At 73.1% G+C, this 23,054-nt stretch carries 22 protein-coding genes and 1 pseudogene; 8 read left to right on the top strand and 15 right to left on the bottom strand.

Going from position 1 to position 23,054, the window contains the following annotated elements; translation table 11 throughout:
- The first annotated feature begins 31 nt into the window (after nt 1-31).
- The 3 genes from HS041_RS13350 to HS041_RS13360 all read left to right on the top strand — a co-directional run bounded on the left by HS041_RS13350 (nt 32) and on the right by HS041_RS13360 (nt 3,050).
- Entirely contained in the window at nt 32-910 is an 879-nt protein-coding gene (locus tag HS041_RS13350) for an ABC transporter permease (RefSeq protein WP_196441007.1), read from the top strand.
- A gap of 62 nt (nt 911-972) precedes the next feature.
- The gene (locus HS041_RS13355) at nt 973-2,085 is read left to right on the top strand and encodes an ABC transporter ATP-binding protein (RefSeq protein ID WP_196442470.1); all 1,113 of its coding nucleotides are present in this window, start codon (nt 973-975) and stop codon (nt 2,083-2,085) included.
- Nucleotides 2,082-3,050, top strand: a complete 969-nt coding sequence (locus HS041_RS13360; RefSeq protein ID WP_196441008.1) for an ABC transporter ATP-binding protein — start codon at nt 2,082-2,084, stop codon at nt 3,048-3,050. The genes HS041_RS13355 and HS041_RS13360 overlap by 4 nt, the downstream gene beginning before the upstream one ends.
- Before the next feature lie 20 nt (nt 3,051-3,070).
- On the opposite strand, the gene HS041_RS13365 is transcribed toward HS041_RS13360, so the two are convergent.
- The 9 genes and pseudogenes from HS041_RS13365 to HS041_RS13400 all read right to left on the bottom strand — a co-directional run bounded on the left by HS041_RS13365 (nt 3,071) and on the right by HS041_RS13400 (nt 10,473).
- The gene (locus tag HS041_RS13365; protein WP_196441009.1) at nt 3,071-4,369 is read right to left on the bottom strand and encodes a DUF2252 domain-containing protein; all 1,299 of its coding nucleotides are present in this window, start codon (nt 4,367-4,369) and stop codon (nt 3,071-3,073) included.
- Between the two features lie 167 nt (nt 4,370-4,536).
- Nucleotides 4,537-5,742 (bottom strand): FAD-dependent monooxygenase, encoded by a 1,206-nt coding sequence (locus HS041_RS13370; RefSeq protein ID WP_196441010.1) that lies wholly within the window; start codon nt 5,740-5,742, stop codon nt 4,537-4,539.
- A 187-nt stretch (nt 5,743-5,929) separates the two neighbouring features.
- A complete protein-coding gene (locus HS041_RS13375; protein WP_307845402.1) occupies nt 5,930-6,550 on the bottom strand; it encodes a pentapeptide repeat-containing protein in 621 nt (206 codons plus the stop codon).
- Nucleotides 6,543-6,683, bottom strand: a complete 141-nt coding sequence (locus tag HS041_RS38245) for a hypothetical protein (RefSeq protein WP_230879546.1) — start codon at nt 6,681-6,683, stop codon at nt 6,543-6,545. The genes HS041_RS13375 and HS041_RS38245 overlap by 8 nt, the downstream gene beginning before the upstream one ends.
- 56 nt (nt 6,684-6,739) lie before the next feature.
- Nucleotides 6,740-6,817: pseudogene (locus HS041_RS40430) on the bottom strand (DUF1707 domain-containing protein); the annotation flags it as partial.
- 183 nt (nt 6,818-7,000) lie between these two features.
- Nucleotides 7,001-7,783 (bottom strand): methylenetetrahydrofolate reductase, encoded by a 783-nt coding sequence (locus tag HS041_RS13385; protein ID WP_196441011.1) that lies wholly within the window; start codon nt 7,781-7,783, stop codon nt 7,001-7,003.
- Nucleotides 7,784-7,957: 174 nt separating this feature from the next.
- Nucleotides 7,958-8,557: a dihydrofolate reductase family protein gene (locus HS041_RS13390; RefSeq protein ID WP_196441012.1), complete on the bottom strand. Its 600-nt coding sequence runs from the start codon at nt 8,555-8,557 to the stop codon at nt 7,958-7,960.
- 103 nt (nt 8,558-8,660) lie between these two features.
- Entirely contained in the window at nt 8,661-9,809 is a 1,149-nt protein-coding gene (locus HS041_RS13395; protein ID WP_196441013.1) for an acyl-CoA dehydrogenase family protein, read from the bottom strand.
- Nucleotides 9,810-9,858: 49 nt separating this feature from the next.
- Nucleotides 9,859-10,473, bottom strand: coding sequence for a flavin reductase family protein (locus HS041_RS13400; RefSeq protein WP_196441014.1), 615 nt, complete (start codon nt 10,471-10,473; stop codon nt 9,859-9,861).
- A gap of 299 nt (nt 10,474-10,772) precedes the next feature.
- Between HS041_RS13400 and HS041_RS13405 the strand changes: the two genes are divergently transcribed.
- Entirely contained in the window at nt 10,773-11,915 is a 1,143-nt protein-coding gene (locus HS041_RS13405; protein ID WP_196441015.1) for a thiolase C-terminal domain-containing protein, read from the top strand.
- 4 nt (nt 11,916-11,919) lie between these two features.
- Nucleotides 11,920-12,321 (top strand): Zn-ribbon domain-containing OB-fold protein, encoded by a 402-nt coding sequence (locus tag HS041_RS39265; protein WP_307845274.1) that lies wholly within the window; start codon nt 11,920-11,922, stop codon nt 12,319-12,321.
- A gap of 425 nt (nt 12,322-12,746) precedes the next feature.
- Here HS041_RS39265 and HS041_RS13415 read toward each other — a convergent pair whose 3' ends face one another.
- The gene (locus tag HS041_RS13415) at nt 12,747-12,962 is read right to left on the bottom strand and encodes a hypothetical protein (RefSeq protein ID WP_196441016.1); all 216 of its coding nucleotides are present in this window, start codon (nt 12,960-12,962) and stop codon (nt 12,747-12,749) included.
- Between the two features lie 261 nt (nt 12,963-13,223).
- Between HS041_RS13415 and HS041_RS13420 the strand changes: the two genes are divergently transcribed.
- The 3 genes from HS041_RS13420 to HS041_RS13430 all read left to right on the top strand — a co-directional run bounded on the left by HS041_RS13420 (nt 13,224) and on the right by HS041_RS13430 (nt 15,519).
- Nucleotides 13,224-13,970, top strand: coding sequence for a GntR family transcriptional regulator (locus HS041_RS13420; protein ID WP_196441017.1), 747 nt, complete (start codon nt 13,224-13,226; stop codon nt 13,968-13,970).
- A gap of 213 nt (nt 13,971-14,183) precedes the next feature.
- Nucleotides 14,184-14,801 carry a GNAT family N-acetyltransferase gene (locus tag HS041_RS13425; RefSeq protein WP_196441018.1) on the top strand — a complete coding sequence of 206 codons (618 nt, stop codon included), beginning with the start codon at nt 14,184-14,186 and terminating at the stop codon, nt 14,799-14,801.
- 43 nt (nt 14,802-14,844) lie between these two features.
- The gene (locus tag HS041_RS13430; RefSeq protein ID WP_196441019.1) at nt 14,845-15,519 is read left to right on the top strand and encodes a copper homeostasis protein CutC; all 675 of its coding nucleotides are present in this window, start codon (nt 14,845-14,847) and stop codon (nt 15,517-15,519) included.
- Between the two features lie 111 nt (nt 15,520-15,630).
- Here HS041_RS13430 and HS041_RS13435 read toward each other — a convergent pair whose 3' ends face one another.
- The 5 genes from HS041_RS13435 to HS041_RS13455 form a co-directional block, all read right to left on the bottom strand.
- Nucleotides 15,631-16,797: a DUF6986 family protein gene (locus tag HS041_RS13435; RefSeq protein WP_196441020.1), complete on the bottom strand. Its 1,167-nt coding sequence runs from the start codon at nt 16,795-16,797 to the stop codon at nt 15,631-15,633.
- Between the two features lie 157 nt (nt 16,798-16,954).
- Nucleotides 16,955-18,715, bottom strand: a complete 1,761-nt coding sequence (locus HS041_RS13440) for a sensor domain-containing diguanylate cyclase (protein ID WP_196441021.1) — start codon at nt 18,713-18,715, stop codon at nt 16,955-16,957.
- A gap of 121 nt (nt 18,716-18,836) precedes the next feature.
- A complete protein-coding gene (locus HS041_RS13445) occupies nt 18,837-20,147 on the bottom strand; it encodes an FAD-dependent oxidoreductase (protein ID WP_196441022.1) in 1,311 nt (436 codons plus the stop codon).
- Between the two features lie 16 nt (nt 20,148-20,163).
- Nucleotides 20,164-21,378 carry a class I adenylate-forming enzyme family protein gene (locus tag HS041_RS13450; RefSeq protein WP_196441023.1) on the bottom strand — a complete coding sequence of 405 codons (1,215 nt, stop codon included), beginning with the start codon at nt 21,376-21,378 and terminating at the stop codon, nt 20,164-20,166.
- A 71-nt stretch (nt 21,379-21,449) separates the two neighbouring features.
- On the bottom strand, nt 21,450-23,039 hold the full coding sequence (locus tag HS041_RS13455; RefSeq protein WP_196441024.1) for an AMP-binding protein: 1,590 nt from the start codon (nt 23,037-23,039) through the stop codon (nt 21,450-21,452).
- Nucleotides 23,040-23,054: the final 15 nt, after the last annotated feature.

Genomic DNA, 23,054 nt, shown 5'->3' on the forward strand with positions numbered 1-23,054 from the left:
CGGATTCCGAGCCGCTGGGCGGGGAAGCGGCATGAGCGAGGCGACGGCGCGCCGCCGTGAGGGGATCGCCCGGTTCTGGCGGGACTACCGAGCGCAGCGGGCCGGGCTGTACGGCGCCGCCATCCTGGTCGCGGCCGTCCTGGCGTCCCTGGCCACACCCCTGGTCACCGACCCGTCCGGCCTGGACGTGACGAGGGCGACGGGGGCGAAGATGGCGCCGCCGAGCCTCGCGTTCCCGCTCGGCACCGACGAGTCGGGCCGCTCGATCCTGCTGATGATCATGTGGGGCTCACGGGTCTCGCTGCTCATCGGGTTCCTGTCCGCGCTGCTCAGCATGGTGATCGGCACGGTCGTGGGGATCACCGCCGGGCACTTCCGGGGCTGGCCCTCGGCTGTGCTGATGCGGGTCACGGACTGGTTCCTGGTCCTGCCCTCGCTGGTGCTGGCCCTGGTGCTCGCGGCCATCCTCGGTGGCGGCACCTCCACGATCGTCCTGGCGATCGGGGTGACCTCCTGGGCCTCGACGGCCCGGCTGATCCGGGCCCAGACGCTGGCCGTCGAGGCCCGGCCGTACGTCGAGCGCTCCCGAGTGCTGGGCGCCGGGCACTGGCACGTCATGACCCGGCACGTGCTGCCCAACGTGGCCCCGCTGGTGCTGGCCAACACGACGCTCACGGTGGCCAGCGCCATCGTCACCGAGTCGACCCTGGCCTTCCTCGGCGCCGACTCGGGGCAGGCGTCGTGGGGCAGCATGCTGCGCGGCTCCTACGACTGGGGCGCGGTCACCTCCGGCGCGTGGTGGTACGTGCTCCCGCCGGGCCTGTGCATCGTCGCGGTGGTCCTGGCGTTCACACTCTGCGGCCGGGCGCTGGAGGCCGTGCTCAACCCACGCCTGAGGGGGGCCGCGTGACGCCGTCGGAGAGGCAGCCGGAGACACGGGTGACGGCGGAGGCGGGGACACGGCCGGGGAGGCTGCTGGACCTGCGCGACGTGGCGGTCACCTACCGGAGCACCGCCGGCGACGTGCCCGCCGTGCGCGGGATCTCGCTGGACTTGGCCGAGGGCGAGGCCCTCGGCGTCGCGGGGGAGTCCGGTTCGGGCAAGTCGACGCTGGCCATGGCGGTGCTGCGGCTGCTGCCCAGGACCGCCAGGGTCGGCGGGGAGATCCTGCTGGACGGCGAGGACGTGCTCACGATGACCTGGGGGAGGCTGCGCGCGGTGCGGTGGGCCTCCGCCTCGGTGGTCTTCCAGGGCGCCCAGCACGCGCTGAACCCGGTGCGCAGGGTCGGTGCGCAGATCGCCGAGCCGCTGCTGGTGCACGGCCTGGCGACCCCGGCCGAGGCCCGGTCGCGGGTGGCCGAGCTGCTGGAACAGGTCGGCCTGCCCGGCTGGCGGGCCCGGAGTTACCCGCACGAGCTCTCCGGTGGGCAGCGGCAGCGTGTGATGATCGCCATGGCGCTGGCCTGCTCACCTCGCCTGATCATCGCCGACGAGCCGACGACGGCCCTGGACGTGATGATCCAGGCCCAGGTGCTCACGCTGATCCGCTCGCTCATCGCCGACCGGGGCATCGGCCTGATCATGATCTCGCACGACCTGTCGGTGCTGGCGGCGACCTGCGACCGGCTGGCGGTGATGTACGCCGGGCGGGTCGTCGAGACGGGGCCCTCGCGCGAGGTCTTCGCCGGGGCCCGGCACCCGTACGGCAGGGCGCTGGCCGAGGCGTTCCCCACCGTCGGCGACTTCGCCTCCCGCCTGGCGCCCCGGGGCCTGGGCGGAGATCCGCCCGACCCCATGCGGCTGCCGGGCGGCTGCTCCTTCCACCCCCGCTGCCCGGTGGCGCTGCCGTCGTGCTCGTGGCGGGAGGTCGGGCTGTGGCCCGCGGGCCGTACCCCCGGGGACGCCCCGCCCCCGGACACCGTCCCGTCCCCGCACACCGCCGCGTGCGTGCACGTCCTGCCCGATCCGGAGGCCGTACCGGATCCGGTGACGCGGCCCGGCACGGGGGCGGGGCCGGAAGCGGACCCGGAGGCGGGCGGCGCGGACGCGGCTCCGGCCGCGCGGCCGGCGAAGGAGAGCGCATGACCCTGCTCGAAGCCAGAGACCTGCACGTGGAGTTCACCTCGCGCGGGCGGCGTGCCAGGGCCGTCGACGGAGTCAACCTCACCGTCGGCGAGGGCGAGATCGTCGCGCTGGTGGGCGAGTCCGGCTGCGGCAAGACCACGCTGGCGCGCACCCTGCTCGGCCTGGAGCGGCCCGCCTCGGGCACCGTCCGGTACGGCGGGACGCCCCTGGCCTACTCCACCCGAGCGCTCAAGGCGTACCGCCGCGAGGTCCAGCTGGTTCCGCAGGACCCGACCGGGTCCCTCAATCCCCGGCACACCGTCTACGAGGCGGTCGCCGAGGGGCCGCGCATCCACGGCCTGCGCGACGAGCGGCAACGGGTCGCCTCGGCGCTGTCGCGGGCCGGGCTCCGCCCCCCGGAGCGGTTCTTCCCGCTGTACCCGCACGAGCTGTCCGGCGGGCAGCGGCAGCGCGTGGTCATCGCCGGGGCGCTGGCCCTGGACCCCGGCGTCCTGGTCGCCGACGAGCCCGTCGCCTCCCTGGACGCCTCCGTGCGCGGCGAGATCCTCGCCCTGCTGCTGCGCCTGCGCGCGGAACTGGGCCTGTCCGCGCTGGTGGTCACCCACGACCTCGGCCTCGCCTGGAACATCGCCGACCGCGTCGCGGTGATGTACCTCGGCAGGATCGTCGAGTCGGGCCCGGTCGAGCAGGTGCTGGGTTCGCCCTCCCACCCCTACACCCAGGCGCTGCTCTCGGTGCTCCCCGACTCGCCCGCGCCGGTCGTGCTGCGCGGCGAGCCGCCGGACCCGACCCGCGTCCCCGGAGGCTGCCGCTTCCATCCCCGATGCCAGGTCCTCGCCGCCGGGAAGGCGGCCGAGGCCGGAGTCGACGGGCGCTGCCGGTCGCAGCCGCTGGGCATCCTGCCCGCCGCGTCCGGGCCCCAGGTCGCCTGCCACTTCGCCGAGGGGAGCCGGACCCCTGCCTGAGCCCGGCCTGGAGACCTGTCTCAGAGACCGGGCAGGCGGCCGTTGCGGAACAGGTCGACGAAGAGCTGGTGGTCGGTCCTGGCCTGGGCGCCGTAGGCGTGGGCGAAGTCGACGAGCATGCCCGTGAAGCCCTTCTCGTCGCCGCCGATCACGGTCACGATCGCGTCCTCGGTGGAGAAGTCGACCAGGTCGTGGCTGGACTCGTCGTCGGCCACCGAGTGCATGCGCGCCACCGCCGTGCCCAGGTCCCGGATCACGGAGGCGAGGTCCTCGCGCTCGTTGACGTCGCTCCAGTCGAGGTCGGCGGAGTACGGCGAGATCTCGGCGACGAGCTGGCCGACGCCGTTCAGCGTGGTGTAGCCCAGCCACGGATCGGCGTAGGCCTGCAGGGCGCGCTGGGACTCGGCGGTGCGGTGGCCCTGGTGCCTGAAGTAGCCGTGCACCTTCTCGTCGGTGATGTGCCGGGCCACGGCCGGGACCTGGGCCTGCTTCATGTAGAGGATGACGTCGTTCTCCAGAGCCTCGGTGTGCCCCTCCAGCAGGAGGTTGTAGGAGGGCAGCCCGGCCGAGCCGATGCCGACGCCCTTGCGCAGCGCGAAGTCCTTGATCCGGTGCTCGACCTCGGAGACCGCGGGGAGCGTGGTCAGGTAGTCCTGGAAGGCCGCCTCGACCGCCTGCCGCGTCTCCTCGTCGACCGGGTAGCGGCCTTCCAGGACGGCGAAGCGCCGGTCGTAGTTCTCGACCGTGGTCTCCAGGTCGAGCAGGGCCACCCGGGTGTTGAGCCGGGCGCGCTGGAGCACCTGGTGCAGCACGCCGCTGGTGGTCTTCAGGGTCAGCGAGCCGATCGCGTCGTCGCCGCCGTGCGCGATGCCGTTCAGCTCGGCGAGGTAGGCATGGGAGAACTCGGCGACCAGCCCCGAGATCACCTCGTCCGACAGCGCCTTGGCGTAGCCGATCAGCGCGACGCTGGCCGCGAACCGCTTGAGGTCCCAGACGTAGGGGCCGACGTAGGCCTCGTCGAAGTCGTTGACGTTGAAGACCAGGACGCCGGAGGCGTTCATGTAGGTGCCGAAGTTCTCAGCGTGCAGGTCGCCGTGGATCCACACCCGGCGCGTCTGCTCGTCCAGGAACGCCTCGTCGGCGAACGCACCGGTCATGTCCGCGTAGAACAGGCTGGCGCTGCCCCGGTAGAAGGCGAAGGGAGAGGCGGCCATCTTCCGGAACTTGCGCCGGAAGGCCGGAGGGTCGAGCTTCATGGAGTCGCCGAACTCGGTGACGAGAACGTCGAGGATGTGGGCCGAGCGCCTGTCGGTGGTCATGGTGCGCACCGTAAACCGGGGGATATCCGTTCCGCCAGACGCCGGAGGCTGATTTTGGAACGCGTTAACGACATATCAGGGATTGAGGGAATCGGCGGCCCTCCGGCCGGCGACCGGGGATCCGGCGCGGGCCGCGGGCCGGTCGTGCCCGGTGCCGCCGGCGCCGGTCAGCGCAGCGAGCCGCTCGCGCTGCACGCGCTCCCGTAGTCCTTGAGCGTGATCGAGTTCGCCGACTTGGTGGTCATCCGGTTGAGCAGGCCCGACAGGATGCGGGAGGACAGGATCCTGTAGGCCCGGTTCCGGCTCCGGATCTTCTTCTCGGTGGGCGGCGCCAGGAACGGGCCGACGTTCCCGGCGACCTTCTGGCACGCCGCGGCGTAGCCGCGGATCGCCTCCTCGTAGCGGGGGAAGGCCGTCCGGTGGTCGCCGCCGGCCTCCGCCAGCTCCCCGGCCAGCACGTAGGAGGAGATCATCGCCATCCCGGCGCCCATGCCGCCGCAGGTGGCGCCGTACCCGGCGTCCCCGAGCAGCGCCACGCGCCCGGAGGTGTAGCGCTCCATGCGGACCAGGCTGATGGAGTCGAAGTAGAAGTCGCCGGCCTCCCGCATGCCCTCCAGCAGCTGCGGGGTCCGCCAGCCCATCCCCGCGCAGACGGCGGCCACGAGCTCCTTCTGCCGGGCGGCGTCGCGGTGGTCGTAGACGAGCGGCTCCGGGGTGGTGAAGACGAACCCGGCGGCGGTACGGCCGTGCACCTCACCCACCGACACGCTCCTCCCCGGCTCGTTGTAGAGCAGCGTGCCCGGACCGGTGCCGGGGTCACCGTCCATGGTGAAGATCGCGATGTAGTAGCCGGACCGGTGGACGAACTCCTCCTCGGGGCCGAATGCCAGCCTGCGCACGTTGGAGTGCAGTCCGTCGGCCCCGATCACCAGGTCGAAGGTCCGGCGGGCGCCGCTGTCGAAGACGACGTCCATCCCGGCCGGGGTCTCGGCCATCGAGGCGATGGAGTCGCCGAAGACGTACTCGGCGTCGTCCCTGGTCCGCTCGTACAGCAGGCGGCTCAGGTCGCCGCGGAGGATCTCCACCTCGCCGCCGGTGAACTCCGGCGGCAGGCTCGCCACCGGCGTGCCGGCCGCGTCGACCACGGTCAGCGGGCCCGGGGTGGTCCGCAGCCGGCGGATGTCCTCCAGCACGCCCATGCGCCGGAGCATGGTCATGTGCGCCGCGCCGCGGAAGTCGACCGCCTGGCCGCCCTCGCGCGGGGCCGGGGCCCGCTCGACCACCGTGACGGCGAAGCCGTACCTGCGCAGCCAGTGCGCCAGCGCGGGCCCGGCGATGCTCGCGCCGGAGATGAGGACGTTGGTGTTCTTCATGCGGGCTCCCGGTCGTCTCCGTCAGTCAGGTCCGCGTTCGCGGGCCTGACACGGACTCTCGCCGGGAGCGTTGACCGCGCGCTTACCGGCCGCTGACCGTGCGCTTGCCAGGCCGTGCGGCCCGGCGCTCGGATCCGGCCGCCCGAGCGGTCCGGACGGTCCGGGCGGAGGGGGCCGGTGCGGGCCCTTATTCGGAGCGCACCACCAGGCCCATCGCGGTGGCGATCGTGACGGCCTGGGGGAGGTCGATCACCGCGTTCTTCAGCGTGACGTTGAGCGGGTCGACCGCGGACAGGTCGCTGCCGCGCAGGTCGCAGCCGGTCAGGTCGGCGCTGTGCAGCCACGCGCCGGACAGGTCGAGGCGCTGGAGCACGGCCCCCTCGCACCGGGCCCCGGTCAGGTCGGCCTCGCGCAGCCGCACATCACTGAAGGAGGCGCTGCGCAGACCGGCCCCGGGCAGGCCGGCGAACGACCAGTCGCCGCCGGAGACCTTCAGCAGCTCGAAGGTGCAGCCGTCGAACATGCTCCCGACGAGCTTGCAGTCGGTGAAGGTCGCGTCGAAGAACGTGCAGCGGGTGAAGGTGCAGTTCAGGAAAGCGCTCTCGGTGTGCGTGGAGGCGTTGAACCGGACGTTGCGGAAGGTGCACTCGGTGAAGACCGCGCCCCGGCTCGTCGCCTCGGTCATGTCCACGTCGAGGAAGGCGACCCGCTCGTAGGACCGGTCGGCGAGATCCTCGCTGTCCCAGTCTTCACCGCTGATCGTGCTGCGGGTCTCGGGTGCGGGCACGCCGTGCTTGCGCTCAGCCACGGGAGGCGCTCGCCGTCCCCGCCCTGCGGCGGGACCCGGACGGCCGGGTCGCGGGCGCCGCGCCGTGCTCGTGACCGGCGGCGTGCTCGTGGTCGATGGTGTTCTCATGCCCGACAGGATGTATGGCAGCCATTCGCCGCATCCTGCCACGGGGGACCGACACTTCTCCCGCCCGGCGCCACCGGTCCGCGCCGCGTACGTCCGGTCGAGCCGCTCGTGCAGCTCGTCGACGCTGATGCGCCCCTCGCCGGCCGCGGCACGGAGCATCCGGCCACCCGGTCCCGGTCACCGGCCCGGATCTCGGCGCGGTCGGTCATGGCCCCCACTTTGATGATCGGTTTCTCACGCGACCAGATGTTCGATCAGCGGCGATCGCTATTTCCCCGCCCCGGCCGGTGCGCGGGCCGGGCCCGGGGCCGGTGGTCCGCGGGCACGCCGGACGCGGGCCGATCAGGCGAGCAGGTCCTCCAGCCGGGCCGCCACCTCCCGGTAGCGGGCCACCGGGACGAGATGGACCCCGTCGAAGGCCCCGGACTCCCTGATCCGAAGCACCTGCTCGCAGACGGCCTCGACCCCGGCGTTCCGGTCGGAGGCGACCTGCCGTACCAGCTCCTCGGGGATGTCGATGTCCGGGATGGCGTCGGCCAGGCGGCGGGCGTGGTTCTCGCTGGCGATGACCATCACCCCGGCGTAGACCGGCATGTCCACCGGGTTGGCCTCCCGCCATCGCAGCAGAGCCTCCAGCGAGAAGCTGACCTGGACGAACATGAAGTCCGCCGCCCGCTTCCACACCGGCAGCGGGCGCAGCCCGGCCGCCGTACCGGCGCGGAAGGGCCGGACGCCGGCGAAGGCGGGGTCCTGCGAGGCGGTGCGGACCTCGTCGATCATCGCGCGGACGTTCAGCTCGCTCGTCCGGCCGCCCGCGGTGGGCTTGTCGCCGTAGACGAACAGGAACTGGTCGACCCCGTACGCGGCCGCGGTGAGCAGGTCGCGGCGGAATCCCAGCAGGTTGCGGTCGCGGGAGTTGAGGCAGGCGATGCTCCGCCCGCCCATGGCCTCGACCTCGTGGGCGACCGCGACGCTGGAGACCGTGGCGCGGCCGATGTGGTTGTCGGGGATCAGGAAGGCGTCGGCGACCTTGCCGAGCGTGCCGATCTGGTGCCGGACGTGCCTCAGGTCGGGCCGGGTCGGCGGCTCGACCTCGCAGATGATCTCGAACGGGCGGTTGCTCATGGAGGAAACCTAGAAAAACCGCCGGAGATCGGCCAGCCGTACTCACTGACTGAGACGACACCGCCTGCGGCCCGGTCCCGCAGCCCCCGGCGGAGACGTTCGTCGGAGATCAGCTCCGTGGCCACCCCGCGCGGTCGTGGTCCGGGGAGTCACGCCTCCCCGGACCACGGAGATTCACGGGCGGCGGACGCGGTAGCGGAGGTGGGTGACGCCGGTGCCCTCGACGACCGAGACCGGTCCCTCAAGGACGACCGGAGCGTTCTCCAACTGCTCGAAGAAGGGGGTCCCGCCGCCGAGCAGGACGGGGACGAGGTCGACCCAGATCTCGTCGAGCAGGCCCGCGTCCAGGCACTGCCGGGCGATGGTGCCGCCGTTGACCCCGACCGTCCGGTCTCCGGCGATGGCCTTGGCCTGCTCGATCGCGCTCTCGATGCCGTCGGTGACGAAGGTGAAGGGCGCGTCCTCGCGGGGCCATCCCTCCGGCACGCTGTGGGTGACCACGACCACGGGCCGGTCCATCGGGTGGGTGCCGCCCCAGCCGTCGGTGTAGTCGAACAGCTTGCGGCCGACGACCAGCGCCCCGGTGTTGTCGAGGACGCCGCGGACATGCTCCGCGCTGGCCGCGGACATGCGGAACGTCATCTCCGGCTTGGCGGTCGGCACGGCCGTGTCGCCGCTTCCGTACCACGCGAAGAGGTGCTCGAACCCCGTCTCGCCCGGCCCGGAGATGTAGCCGTCCAGTGACATGCTCGCCCCGGTGTACACCTCGGTCATTGCGCGTCTCCCGTGGTCACGGCGCCTGCTCGCCAGGCTCTGTCACATGATCGCATTTCACCGGCGGCCACGGATCCGGTCTCGCCGATCGCCTCGGAAGGGCTCAGCCCCTGGGGAGGCCGAGGGTGCGTTCGGCGATGATGTTGCGCTGGATCTCGCTGGAGCCGGCGTAGATGGTGTCGGCCCGGCTGAACAGGTAGAGCCGCTGCAGGTCGTTGAGGTCGTACGGCGGGCCGTCGGCGACCAGCCCGGCCCTGCCCTGTACGGCCTGCGCCAGCTCGCCCAGCCGCCGGTGCCACTCCGACCAGTAGAGCTTGGCGATGGAGACCTCGGGACCGGGTTCCCCGGCGGACAGGGAGGTCATCGTGCGCAGCGCGTTCAGGCGCATGATCCGCAACTCCAGCCACGACCGGACCAACCGGTCGCGGATGATCGGGTCCTCGGCGGCGCCGGTGCGCTTGGCGACCGCCACGACGCGGTCGAACTCCCGCTGGAACCCGATCTGCTGGCCGAGGGTGGAGGCGCCGCGTTCGTAGCCGAGGGTGGCCATCGCCACCCGCCAGCCCTCGCCGGGCGCGCCCAGGATGTTGCCGGCGGCGCTGCGGGCTCCGTCGAAGAAGACCTCGTTGAACTCGCTCGTTCCGGTGAGCTGGACGATCGGGCGGACCTCGACGCCGGGCTGGTCCATCGGGACCAGCAGGTACGACAGACCCTTGTGGCGCCGTGAACCCGGCTCGGTGCGGGCCAGGACGAAGCACCAGTCGGCGACGTGGGCCAGCGAGGTCCACACCTTCTGGCCGGTGATCACCCACTCGTCCCCCTCCAGCCGCGCCCGGGTCTGCACGTTGGCCAGATCGGACCCGGCCTCGGGCTCGGAGTAGCCCTGGCACCACAGCTCCTCGCCGCGGCGGATCGGCGGCAGGAACCTGCGCTTCTGTTCCTCGGTGCCGAACTCCAGGATGGTGGGGCCGATGAGACCCTCGCCGATGTGCCCGACCCTGGCCGGAGCGTCGGCGCGGGCGTACTCCTCGTGGAAGGCGACCTGCTCGGCGAGGGTGGCGTCCCGCCCGCCGTGCTCCTTGGGCCAGCCCAGGCAGGTCCAGCCCGCCGCGCCGAGCAGCCGCTCCCAGGCCAGGCGGACCTCGTGCCCCTCGTGCTCGCGGCCGGGCCCGCCCAGGCCGCGGGCATGGGCGAACTCGCCGCTCAGGTGCTCCTGGAGCCAGGCGCGGACCTCGTCGCGGAAGTCCGTCATCGGACACCTCCGGCGTGGGGCGCCCGCGCTCCGGGCCGCGGGGAGGACGTCACGGGTGGAAGCGGCCGTAGCCGCCGCGGAAGAACAGCAGGGGGCCGCTGTCGCCGTGGGTGTCGAGCTGGTGGACGCGGGCGACGACGATGACGTGGTCGCCGGCCGGGTACTCCGCCTCGACCGAGCAGTCGATCCATGCCAGCGCGTCGCTGATCACGGGGTTGCCGCTGGGGGACTCGCTCCAGTCCAGCCCGGCGAACTTGTCGCCGCCCTTGCTCGCGAGCGCCGCGCAGACCGGCTGCTGGTGCTCGGCCAGCACGTTGACCGTGCAGGTCTTGGCGGCGCGCACGCGGGGCCAGCTGGTGCTGGTGTGCGCCACGCAGAACGCCACGAGCGGAGGGTCGAGCGAGACCGAGGTGAAGGAGTTGGCGGCCAGGCCGCACGGCTCGCCGGTATCGGGGTCGATCGCGGTGATGGCCACGACCCCGGTGGCGAAATGGCCGAGCACGGACCGGAACCGCCTGCCGTCCACGGACGGGTGGTCGTGGTCGGACGGGCCCTGGGAGAGGCCGTTGCGCATGGCGGCTCCGTTGGCGGTGATCCCGTGCCCGTTCGGGTGGGCGCGGTGGTGGCCGCCCTGCTGCAGCAGCCGTGCCGCGTGGGTGCTCATGGTCGGACTCGCCTCCTCAACCGCGCCCGATCGACCCCCGAGGGGATGATGACGGCAGGCGCGGAGGCCCGCCGTCGCCACCTATATTACCAAGCGCTTGCTTGGATGGTAGGGAGGCGCCGGAAAAAGTCCCGGCCGCTCGCCGGCGGCCCCCTGCCGCCCGCCCCTCACCCGTCCGGGCCGAGGCCGTCCGGACGGGCCCGTCCGTGGTCTCCGGCCGCCGGGAGCGCCGTTGACACCCGCGAGCGGCGCGGCCTAGCCTCTGGCCAAGCGCTTGCTTGGAATCGGAAGGAGCGCGTGTGGCGGGATTCCGGGACCGTACGGCCATCGCCGGCGTCGGGTACACGCGGTTCTCCAGGAACTCCGGGGTGAGCACGCTGACCCTGGCCTGCGAGGCGATCATGGCCGCCCTGGAGGACGCGGGCCTGAGCGCCGACGACGTGGACGGCCTGGCCACCCATCGGGTCGGCGACTCGGCCGCCCCCTCGGTGGTCGGCCCCGCGCTCGGCATCCACGAGCCGGTCTGGCACCTCGACCAGTTCGGCGGCGGCAGCGTCTCGCACGCCGTGATCGGGCAGGCCGCGCTCGCGGTCGCGGCGGGCGTGGCCGAGACGGTCGTCTGCTACCGGGCGATCAACGCGCGCTCGGAGTTCCGGATGGGCGGGACGGGACGAGGTCTGCCGGTCAGTCCGGAGGTCCAGTACCAGGCGCCGTACGGATACGTCGCGCCGCCGCAGCAGTACGCGATGTTCGCCCGTGCCCACATGAGCAAATACGGCACCAAAGAGGAGCACTTCGGGCAGCTGGCCGTACGGCAGCGCGCCAGCGCGGTGAAGAACCCCCGGGCGTTGATGCGCACCCCGATCACCCTGGACGACTACCTCGCCGGCCGCTGGATCGCCGAACCGTTCCGGCTGCTCGACTGCTGCCTGGAGACCGACGGCGCCTGCGCGCTGGTCGTCACCACCGCCGAGCGGGCCGCCGGCCTGCGCCGGACGCCGGTGCTGATCTCCGCGGCGGCCTGGGGAGGCGGCGACTCCTTCCTGTCCGGCGGCAACCCCGACGTCACGGTGACCGCCGCCGCGGAGATGGCCCCGCGCCTGTACCGGCAGGCGGGCGTCGGACCGGCCGAGATCGACGTGGCCGAGATCTACGACTGCTTCACCTACTCGGTCGTGGTCCAGCTGGAGGACTACGGCTTCTGCGCCAAGGGCGAGGGCGGGCCGTACGCCGCCTCCGGCGAGGGGGTCCCGGTCAACACGCACGGCGGGTTCCTCTCGGAGGGGTACGTGCACGGGATCAACCACGTCGCCGAGGCCGTCTCGCAGTTGCGGGGCGACGCGGGCGACCGGCAGGTGGACGGCGCCGAGGTGGCCCTGTCCACCGCCCAGCCCGGCTACATCCTGCCCGCCACCTCGGCGCTGATCCTCAGGAAGGGGTGAACCGGTGTCCGCGGAGGCGATCCGCCCGGTGACCGACCGGGACTCGGCGCCGTGGTGGGAGCGGACCGCCCGGCACGAGTTCGCGGTCCAGGAGTGCGAGACCTGCGGCACGCTCCGCTTCCCGGCCCGCGCCTACTGCCACCGCTGCCGGACCCCCCGCTGGCGCTGGCGGCAGATCGAGCCCGTCGGCCGGATCGAGAGCTGGATCGTCAGCCACCAGCCCTTCCTGCCGGGAGCGCGGGAGCCGTACGTCGTGGTGAGAGTGCGGCTGGCCGAGGCGCTCGAGTGCGTTGTGTACGGCAACTGGCGGGGAGACGGGCCCCCCGAGGACGGGCAGCTCGTCCGGGGGTCCTTCACCGCAGTGGACGAGGCGCTCTCGCTGGTCGACTGGGGTCCGGCGGGCTGAGCGCGCGGCCCCGGGCCCAGCCGGCCGTGCACGGTGATCCGCTCGCCGGTCCGCAGCCGGGCCTTCCGCGAACCCGGGCGGTAGTCCCAGACGCACGTGTCCTCGGGCGCGTCCGGGCAGGAGGCCGGGAACAGGCCGCCCCCGGCGGTGGCGGCCTCCAGCAGGGGCGACCCGCCGATCAGCCGGAGCCGTACGGCGTTCGCGGCGGGCCGGGCCGCCGGGTCCTTCGAACGCCCCCGTCTCCGGTGAGACAGCCGCCTGCTCGCCCATCATGGTCATGGGCCCGCGATGGAGAGAAGGGCCGTCAGAGCCGCGGGACAGGACGCGAAAGCGCGCCCTGGCGGGCGTGGGGGACCCGCCAGGACGCGTTCCGCCCCCGCGCGGCGGCTAGAGGACCCCGGCGAGGGATGGGGTCCTCCGGCCGGCTACTCGCGCAGGGAGTCGGTGGGGATGAAGTCCGCGGCCTCCGCGTCGTCTGCCTCGTTCTCGGAGGCCGGCCGCCGGTAGTGCAGGGCGATCAGCCGTGCGGCTCCGACCGGGTCGTCCGCCGGATGCGAGACCTCGCGCCCGTCCTCATGCCATACGAACGATCCGTTCTTGCACCACACGGTCAGATCGGTCAGCACCGAAAGCACGGACATCCCGCTCCCATTGCTCTGGTAGGTGTGGGTGAATCCCAGGCGATGCAACGCGTAACGCAGTAAACGCGTCGCCTCGCAGGGATCGCGCCAGGGCAGGTACGGAGTACCCGCGCGGGCCGACAGCACCGGCATTCACCCCCTGCCGACCTTTCGGTGGATTTGTACCAACGATTGGATGATGCGGCTCTCGGAGGGCTGGGTCAAGGGGCTGTTCCCCACTAGAACCAGATCGTCTAGTTTTGTTGGAATAAAGGGGACTTAATGGCACGGTCAACGCTGTACCAATTGGTGGCCTCCGAGCTCAGGAGGACCATCTACTCCGGCGTGCTCGGGCCAGGGGACCAGTTGCCGACCGAGGCGGAGCTCATGACTGCCCACCAGGTGAGCCGCAACACCGTCCGGCTGGCCCTGGGCGAACTGGTCAACGAGGGCCTGGTCACCCGTACCCCGCGCCGCGGGACCGTGGTGCGGGAGCGCCGCCCGCTGCTCATCCACCCGCAGCGCGAGCTCCAGCCGCAGCCGGGGGAGACCCGCGAGGCCTTCGCGTGGGCGGTCTCCCGGGAGGGGCGCGAGCCGAGCCAGGAGATCGAGGTCTCGATCGTGCACCCCCCCGAGGAGATCGCCAGCAGGCTGGAACTGCCCGACGAGGAACTCGCCGTGGTCCGCCGCCGGCTGCGGTTCGTGGACGGCCAGCCGTACAACACCAACGACTCCTACTTCCCGCTCGCGCTCGTCTCGGGCTCCGAGATCGCCCGCCCCGGAGACATCGCGCGCGGGGCCAACCGGGTGCTGGAGGAGCTCGGCCACCCCCAGACCAGGGTGGTGGACGACATCTGGGCGAGGATGCCCACCAGTTCGGAGGCCGAGCGCCTCCAGCTCCAGCTGGGCACACCGGTCGTCGTCTACGTCCGGGTCGGATACGACGGGGAGGGCACCCCCGTGCGCGTCGCCGTCTCCGTTCTCCCCGCGGACAAGCACCTGATCAGATACGAGCTGGAAAGCCGTTGAGGTCCCCGTGGCCGCCCTGACCGGGCGGCCTCCGTCCCGCCCGTGCCACGGGCGGGCACCCGGCCGCGTCCGTCACGCGGGCCGGTGCGGTCTCTTTCTGCGCTTCGCCTCGGGCCCCTAGCGGCCTCCCGCGGTCCGGCATGGATGCCGTGCGCCACCGATCAGACACTCTCCGTGTCATCTCGCACACCCACCGCAACGAAGGGATGAACCATGCACTCGAACACCGTCGATCTCGCCACACCGCGTCGGCTGACGTTGCGCAGGGCGACCGGCGACGACCTCCCCGCCGTGCTCGCCCTGCTCGCGGAGACCGCGGCCTGGCTGGACTCGCGGGGCATCCGCCAGTGGCCGGCCGGGGGCTTCCCCGCCGGGCGCATCGCCCCGCTGATCGAGGAGGGCGCCATGTACGTGGTGCACGGCGCGGACGGCCCGGCCGCCACCGTCGCCCTGGACGGCCACGCCGACCCCGAGTTCTGGACCCCCGGGGACGGTCCCGGCTCCGCGCTCTACGTCCACAAGCTCTCGGTGGCCCGCAGCCACTGCGGCCGCGGTCTGGGCGAGGCGCTGCTCGACTGGGCGGGACTGCGCGTGCTCGCCGCGGGCAGGAGATGGCTCCGGTTGGACTGCGCCAAGGACAACCCGGGGTTGCAGGCCTACTACCGGCGGCAGCGGTTCACCCACCTGCGCACGGTCGACCTCCCGCACCGTGCCTCCGGAGCCCTGTTCCAGCGGGCCGGAGGTCTGCGCGGCGGCATCCCCGGGACGATTCTGCCGTTCGCGGACCATCGCGGACCGGTGGGCGCCGAACAGGTGGTGGAGCGCGTCTGAACCAGGGCGATCCTAGGACAAAGCCATCCGATAGCCTCACCTCATGACCGGATCCCTGCTTGAGGTGATCGCGCTCGACGTGCGTGACGCCGTCGCCGCCGAGGAGGGCGGCGCCGACCGCCTGGAGATCGTCGCCGACATGATGTCCGACGGGCTCACCCCCGCGGTGGAGACGGTCGCGGCGATCTCCAGGGAGTGCACGCTGCCGCAGATGGTGATGCTTCGCGCCGACGCCTCGTTCCTGGCCGGGCCCGAGTCGCTGGAGAGCCTGCGGCGCGACGCCAAGGCGCTGGCCGAGGCGGGTGCGGCCGGGTTCGTGTTCGGTTTCCTGGACGCCGAGGGCGCGGTGGACCTGGCCGCCACCGAGGCGATGATCCACGCGGTGGCCCCGCTGCCCTGGACCTTCCACCGGGCGGTGGACCACGCGGCCGATCTCCAGGCGGCCTGGCGCGCCGTCCGGCTGCTGCCCAACCTCGCCACCGTGCTCACCGCGGGCTCCTCCGGAGGGGTGGGAGACGGCCTGCCCCTGCTGAAGACCCGTTGCGAGGCGGGCGACGGCCCGCTGATCATGGCGGGTGGCGGGCTGAGGCCCGCCCATGTCTCGGCCCTGCTGGAGTACGGCGTGCGCGCCTTCCACGTCGGGAGCGCCGTGCGGACGTCGTGGTCCGGCCCGGTCGACCCCCTCAGGGTCCGCCGCTGGCGGGACCTGATCGACTGATCGGCCGGGCTCCGGCACCGCGGACGCCTTGCCTGCCCCGCCCCCGCCGGTCCGCCCGGAGAGTCCCTATCAGAGGGCCCTTCTCAGAGGGCCCGCATCAGAGGGCCCGCATCAGAGAGCCAGGCCCGCCCGGCGCAGCGCGGCGGCCATCGTCTTGACCGTCGCGGGCTCGTCCATCACCCCGCCGCCCGCCTCGCGCTGCTCCTGCCAGGCCCGGACCCGCTGGTCGAACTCGGCGTGGTGGCGCAGGTGGAAGGCGTAGACCGTGACGAAGCGGCTGACGAGATGCGAGGGATGCATGTCCCAGCCCTGGTAGAAGCCGTGCCGCAGCGAGTGCCCGACCAGCTCGGCGTGACGGGCCCACAGCGCGTGGACGTCGTCCCTGCCGTCGGAGGCGGGCGAGGCGGCCAGCGAACCGTCCGACAGCTCGACGCCGGTCCCGGCGAACGCCGTCTGCATGACGTGCCGGGCGTGGTCGCAGGCCGGGTGGTCCAGCCGCTGCTCGTGCGGGGGGAGCGAGCAGCTCGCGGTGTAGTCGAAGACGCCGAAGTGCGCGGCCGCCAGCCTGCCGCCGAGTGAGGCGGCCAGGCCGGTGTCGAGGAATCCCACCGTCTGGGTGGCCTCGACCTGGACCTCGAACCGGAGCGTCCCCCCGGGCAGGCCCAGTCCCTGCTCCAGGGCGGCCAGGCAGTCGGCGAACTGGTACAGGTAGTCCCTCATCAGCACCTTGGGGAAGGTGACCGTGAACCCCTCCGGCAGGGTTCCGGCCCGCTCGGTCACCCCCGTGAGGAACCCGTCCAGCGTCCGCAGGCTCCGGCCGGGGTCGCCGTCGGCGAACGACTTCACCCGCAGCCCCCAGCGGCGGGGGAGCGCGCCCGCCGCGTGCAGGGCGGCGACCGCCTCGGCGGCCCCGGCGGCGTGGCCGTCCTCCTCGGCGGGGCGCACGCCGTACCCGTCCTCGAAGTCGATCCGCAGGTCCTCGACGGGCTCCCGGGAGAGCTTGGCGGCCACTCTGCCGTGCACGTCGCCGGCCAGCGGCGCCGGGAGGCCGAAGAGCGCACCGAGGTGCTCGGGTCCCGGCAGGTGCCGGGTGAACAGCTCCAGCGCCGCTGCCCCCCACTCCGCGACCGTCCCCGCGCCGAACCGGTCGGCCGGCACGTAGACGGTGTGCACCGGCTGCCACCCGGGCGCCGCCGCCGGATATCTCACCGACTGCTCCCGGTGGGCCCGTTCGAAGCCCGGGATCAGGGAGAGGGGGTCGGCGAGAGTGACGCGCATGATGGTGCTCCTCGTGGACGTACGGGGGTCAACCGAACCTTAGTGCGTCCCTCACGGCGGTCGCTCCGGGGAGTGCACGACCATCGGCACCCGGCGGAGCGGCAGGCAGGCCGTCCACATCGCCTGGGCGGCCCGGGCCGCCCGGGCCGCCCGGGCCTCAACCGGCGTCGGACGGGACCGGGGTGTCGCGATGGCGCCGCCGCTCGCCGGCGGGAGCGGCGACGAGCGGGGCTCCGGTGGCGCCGGAGGTGGCGCAGACGCGGTTACGTCCCTTGTGCTTGGCGGTGTACAGGTTCGCGTCGGCGAGAGCGAGAAGCTCGGCCTGGGTGCTGTCCGGCTGGGAGGCGGTGACGCCGATGCTCACGGTGACGGGCAGCTCGCCGGTGATCGACCGCCAGGAGCGGGCGGCGACGGCGGCCCTGAGGTCCTCCAGCCTGGCCACCGCCTCGGTCGGGGTCACCCCGGCCATGACCAGCAGGAACTCCTCGCCGCCCATCCGCGCGGCGAACCCCGGCGTGGCGCCGGCCGGGACGGCGTCGAGCATCGCGGAGATGGCGACCAGGACCTGGTCTCCCACATCGTGGGAGCAGGTGTCGTTGATCCTCTTGAAGTGGTCCAGGTCGACGAGCGCGATCGTGACCGAACCGCCGGTCGCGGCGGCGTCGGTGAGGATGGCGGGCAGGTGCTCGTCGACGTAGCGGCGGTTGCGCAGCCCGGTGAGCGGGTCGCGGCGGGCCTGCTCGCGGAAGAGCTCGGCCTCCTGGCGGGCCTCGGCGGCCTCGAACATGGCCTGCCGGGTCCGGGCCCGGGCCTCCTGCTGGATGGAGACCAGTTCCTTCTCGGTGGCGTGGTAGACCTTGTACGCCTCGAAGGCCCGGCGGTAGTCGTTGGACGCGGCGTACAGCTCGGCCTGCTCCTGCCGCACCTGGACCAGGATCCTGGTGTAGCCGTGCTCCTCGCAGATCATCCGGCTCCGGTCGAGGCTGCGCTGGGCGTTCTTCGTGTCGCCCATGTGCCGCTGGGAGAGGGCCAGGGTGAGCAGCACCTCCGGGAGCACGGTGGCGTGCGTCAGCTCCTGGGACTCGTGCATCAGGATGCCGGTCTGGGCGGCCATCACGGCCTCGGGATAGTGGCCGAGCGCGATCTGCACCCGCGCCACGGTGTCCATGATGAGCGCGTCGGGGTCGTATCCGCCCATCTCGCTGATCGCCAGCAGGCGCTCGACGACCTCCCAGGCGACGTCGTACCGCCCGGCCTTGTACTCGGCGTAGGCGAGGTTGTTGAGCACCGTGACGTGCCGCTCCACGTCGATCGTGGCGGCCAGGCGCTCGGCCTGCCGGTACCGCTCGCGGGAGGCCTCCACGGAACCGGTCTCGTCGAGCGCGTCGGCCAGCTTCATCAGGTGGGTCAACCGGATGCGGGGCAGGGTGTCCTCGTCGAGCGCCTCCATGGAGCTCACCATGTGCTCCAGCACGGACGCCATGTCGGCGAGCTCCCAGTAGGCGCGCGCCATCATCAGATGGCTGCGGGCCAGCAGCGGCCGGCAGTCGTTGGTGACCGCCCACTGGTTGACCTGCCACATCACCGGGACCACCGAGGCCAGCTCGCCCCAGCGGGTCTGCACGTCGACCTGGACGAGCTTGGCGCGCAGCGCCAGGACGACCTCGCCGAGCTGCTCGGCCATCCGCTCCAGCTCCACGGCGCGGTCGTAGGCCACCTCCATGTTGTAGCCGGTGGTGCTCTCCAGGATGTCGAGCTCGGCCGCGATCTTTCCGGGCGTGAGAATGCCGGCAGATGAGGTGGATGCACCGGACGCGGCGCGCGCGTCCGTTCTGGCGACGGGGCCCTTGGGGGATCCGTGCGCAGAGTCTCCCGGGAGGGGGGTCCTCGACGCCTGCCCCGGGACTTCGTCAGCCATTGGTCCGTTCACGTAGCGTTCATCGGCGCGGGTGTCGGCCTCCTTAGCGATTTCGTCGGCCGGATGGTGGATCGGCCGGACGGTGGACCGAGCCGCCCCGCTCCGGCCGGGCCGCCGTGGCTCACCCCGGCCGGCCGAGGGCGCCGAGCATGGCGGCGAGCCCGGGGAGCTTCACCCGCTCGCCGCGGTCCAGGCTCCGGGCCAGCGCGGCTTCGGCGGCCTCGATGTCCAGCCACTGCCGGTAGGTCACGGGTGAGACCCCGCGTTCGGCCAGGAGGGCGTCCGGCTCCGCGCGCCGTACCGGTTCGCGGCCGGCGAGGTCGGCGAGGAGGGTGCGGACCGTCTCGGCGGCGTCGGACTTGTTGGTGCCGATCACTCCGGTGGGGCCGCGCTTGAGCCAGCCCGCCACGTACTCGCGCCCGCGCACGCGCCCCGCCTCGTTGGGCACGGTCATGGTGGCCTCGGAGAAGGGCACTCCCGGCAGGGGGACGCTCTGGTACCCGACCGAGCGCAGGACCATGCCGACCGGGAGGGTCTCGAACTCGCCGGTGCCGACGACCCTGCCGCCCTCCAGGCGGGTCCGCTCCAGGCGCAGCGCCTCGACCCGCCCGTCGCCCAGGATCTCCACCGGGCGCATCCAGAACCGCACGTCCAGCCGCCGGGGGCGGCCCTCGGGCGGGCGGGCGGCCCAGGCCCGGATCACCTCGACGTTCCCCCGGACCTGGCGGGGCAGGTCCGCGAGGTCCACCGAGACCGGAGCCTCATCGGGGCGCACGCACACGTCCGCGTTGGCCAGCTCGCCGAGCTCCCGCAGCTCCTTCAGGGTGAACTTGGCGTGCTCGGGCCCGCGGCGGCCGATCATGTGGATGGCCTTCACCTGGCTCGAGGCCAGCCGGGCCAGGACCTCCTCCGGCACGTCCGTGGCCCGCAGCTCCTCGGCGGTCTTGGCGAGGACGCGCACCACGTCGACCGCCACGTTGCCCACGCCGATCACCGCGATCTCGGGGCTGTCGAGGACGAAGCGGTCGCCGGGCATGTCGGGGTGGCCGCAGTACCAGTTCACGAAGTCGGTGGCGGCCACGCTCCCCGGCAGGTCCTCGCCGGGGATGCCCATCCGCCGGTCCACCATGGCACCGGTGCAGTAGACGACCGCGTCGTAGCAGGCCAGCAGGTCCTCGGTGGTGACGTCCCGGCCGAACTCCACCCCGCCGAGGAAACGCACGCCCGGCAGCTCCAGCACCCGGCGGAGGTATCCGGCGATCGACTTGATGGAGGTGTGGTCGGGGGCCACGCCGTACCGCACCAGCCCGTACGGCGTGGGCAGCCGCTCCAGCACGTCCACCTCGACGGGCCCCGGGGCCTGCCTGGCCAGTGCTTCGGCCGTGTAGATCCCGGCGGGGCCCGATCCCACAATCACCACTCGCAGTGACACGTCGCCTCCCAGAGGGTTATGCCCGCGATTGTGTATCAACGGGAACACGCCCTACTAGACTCAGCCGGCCAACATGATCGAGGTAGCCCATGTCGCCCGTGCGCACGAAACCGTCCCTGGTGAGGATCCGGGCGCTCGCGCCGGCGTCGCGGTAGTACCCGCTCGTCACCGCGCCGGAGCGCAGCAGCACCTCGCCCACCTCTCCCGGCGGCAGTGAGCGCCCCGCGGGGTCCCGCAGCGCCAGGCTCACCCCGCCCCGCGGGCGGCCCACCGTGTGCTCGGCGTCCTGCGGCGGGTCCTCGGGCCGGGTGCCCAGCCCCAGGCCGGCCTCGGTGCACAGGTAGCGGTTGCAGACCGGCACGCCGAACCGCTCCCGCAGCGCCCGGACGAGCCCGGCGCCGGGCGGGCCGCCGCTGGACAGCACCAGGCGCAGGTGCGGCAGGCCCGTCCGCCCGCGGGCCGCGCGCGACTCGTGGGCCAGGAGCCCGGCCAACTGCCCGGGAGTGCCCTGCAGCACGCCGAGCCGGTGCTCGGCCAGCACCCGGAGCACCGCCGCGGGCTCCCAGCGGGGCAGCACGTGCGCGGTCCGCCCGGTCTGCAGGAAGACCGGCAGCCTGGTCATGAACGTCAGGTGGCCGAGATGGCGGAAGAGCAGCCGCGGGTCGCCCGTGCCCCAGCGCAGCCCGGCCCCGTGCGCGCGCACCGCCTCCAGCTGCCGGTCGGAGAAGACCGCGCCCCGGGGCGTACCCGTGGTCCCGGAGGTGAACACCACGGCCACCGGGCGTCCGGGATCGGGCGGCAGCGGAGGAGGCGGCCTCTCGGCCCGGTGCAGCCCGGCGAGCCGACCGGTGTCGTACGGCTCCCGCTTGCCCGGCCGATCCGTGAGGGGGAGGGTGACCACATCGAGGGCGGGGAGCGGCGGCAGCAGGCCGGGGGCGGTGACGACCAGCGCCGGGTCGAGACGGCGCAGCGGCACCGCCGGCCCCGGGCGGAGCCCCGCGGTGACGGCGCCGATCTTGGCCGCGGCCAGGTAGCAGATCGGGAACTCCGGCCCGTCGGGGAGCGCGAGGGCGACCAGGTCGCCCATCCGCACGCCCCGGTGGGCGAGACCGGCGGCGACGCCGTCGGAGACGCGGTCGAGCTCGGCGAAGGACAGGGCGAGGGAGCCGGAGTCGACCGCGACGCGCCCCCCGAACCGGCGCGCGGCCTCTCCGGCGAGCAGTCGCAGCATCGGCGGCTCCCGTCGTTGAAAGGCGCTCTTCCAACGTACTCCCGCGATCGCGCCCGCACACGTGCCCGCCGCTAGGCGACGATCCTGTCCCGGAGGGCGTTCTTGTCGACCTTCCCGTTGGCGTTCACGGGGAGCTCGTCCACCACGACCACCCGCCGGGGCACCTTGTAGTTGGACATGTTGTCCCGGGCCCAGGCGATGATCTTCTCCGGATCGGCCGCCGCCCCCGGCAGGGGCACCACGAACGCCCAGCCCGCCTCGCCGAGCCGCTCGTCCGCCACTCCGACCACCGCGGCCTGGGCCAGCGATCCCTCCCGCAGCAGCAGGCCCTCGACCTCGGCGGGGGAGACGTTGAACCCGTTGACGATGAACAGCTCCTTCTTGCGGTCCACGATCGCGAGGTTGCCGCGGGCGTCGAGGACGCCGATGTCCCCGGTGTGCAACCAGCCGTCGCGGACCACTTCGGCGGTCTTGCCCGGCTCGTCCCAGTAGCCGCGCATGACGCCGTACCCGCTCACGAGGACCTCACCGCGCCCGCCGACCGGCACCTCCCGGCCCTCGTCGTCCACGATCCTGACCGCCACGCCCGGCACCGGGCGGCCGGTGCTGGAGGCGATGACCTCCACCGGGTCCCCGGCCCTGGTCATGGAGACGACCGTGCCCTCCATCAGCCCGTAGGCGTTGATCATGCGCTCCAGCCCGAGCCGCTCCAGGGACCTGCGGACGAGCTCGGCGGGGACCGAGGCGGCGCCGCAGATCGCCACGCGGAGCGCGTGGCCGGTGGTGTCGACCTCGTCCAGCATGCGGTGGAACAGGGTCGGCGGGCCCGCCAGGACCGTGATCCTCCGCTTCCGCACCAGTTCCGTGAGCAGCTCCGGGCTGAACATCCGGATCGGCAGCATCGTGGCGCGACGCAGCACCGAGGCGAGCAGCCCCGCGTTGAGCCCGAACCCGTGGGCGAACGGCGCGATGACCGGGTAGCGGTCGCCCGGGCCGAGCGTGACGATCTCCGCCCAGTCCCAGTAACCGCGCAGCACCTGGCCGTGCTCCAGCATCACGCCCTTGGGCGTGCCGGTGGTGCCGGAGGTGGACATGATCTCGCACAGATCCCCGGGACGTACGGCCAGCGCCCGGTCCTCGGCCTCGGCGCGGGAGATCCGGGCGCCCGCGGCGAGCAGCTGGGAGAGCCGGAGGGTTCCCGGCCGCTGCACGCCCTCGGGCACGACCGCGTGCCGCAGGGCGTGCAGCCCGGCGAACGGCCGCCCGGCCACGGGCCCGCCCACGGCCTCGGCCAGCAGGTCGGTGAAGACCGCGCCGTCCGGGCCCTCGCCGGTGACCAGCACGACCGCCCCGGTCTTGCGCAGCAGCCCGGCCGCCTCGATGCCCTTGTACCGAGAGGACAGCGGCACCACGACCGCCCCGGCGTCCCAGGCCCCGAACGCGGCCAGCACCCACTGCAGGTCGTTGAGGCCCCAGATCGCGACCCGGTCCCCGGCCCCGACGCCCATCGCGATCAGGCCCCGGGCGACGGATCCGGCGTGCGCGCGCAGCTCGGTGAGCGAGAGCCGTACCTCCCCGTCGGCCACGACGACGTCGGAGGGATGGTTCCTGGCCTGGTCGCGCAGCATCCGGGGGATGGTCCCCCAGTCGGGAACGTCCATCTCGCGCCTCCGGGA

The organism is Planomonospora sp. ID67723 (genome assembly GCF_015711605.1).
Lineage (GTDB): Bacteria > Actinomycetota > Actinomycetes > Streptosporangiales > Streptosporangiaceae > Planomonospora_A.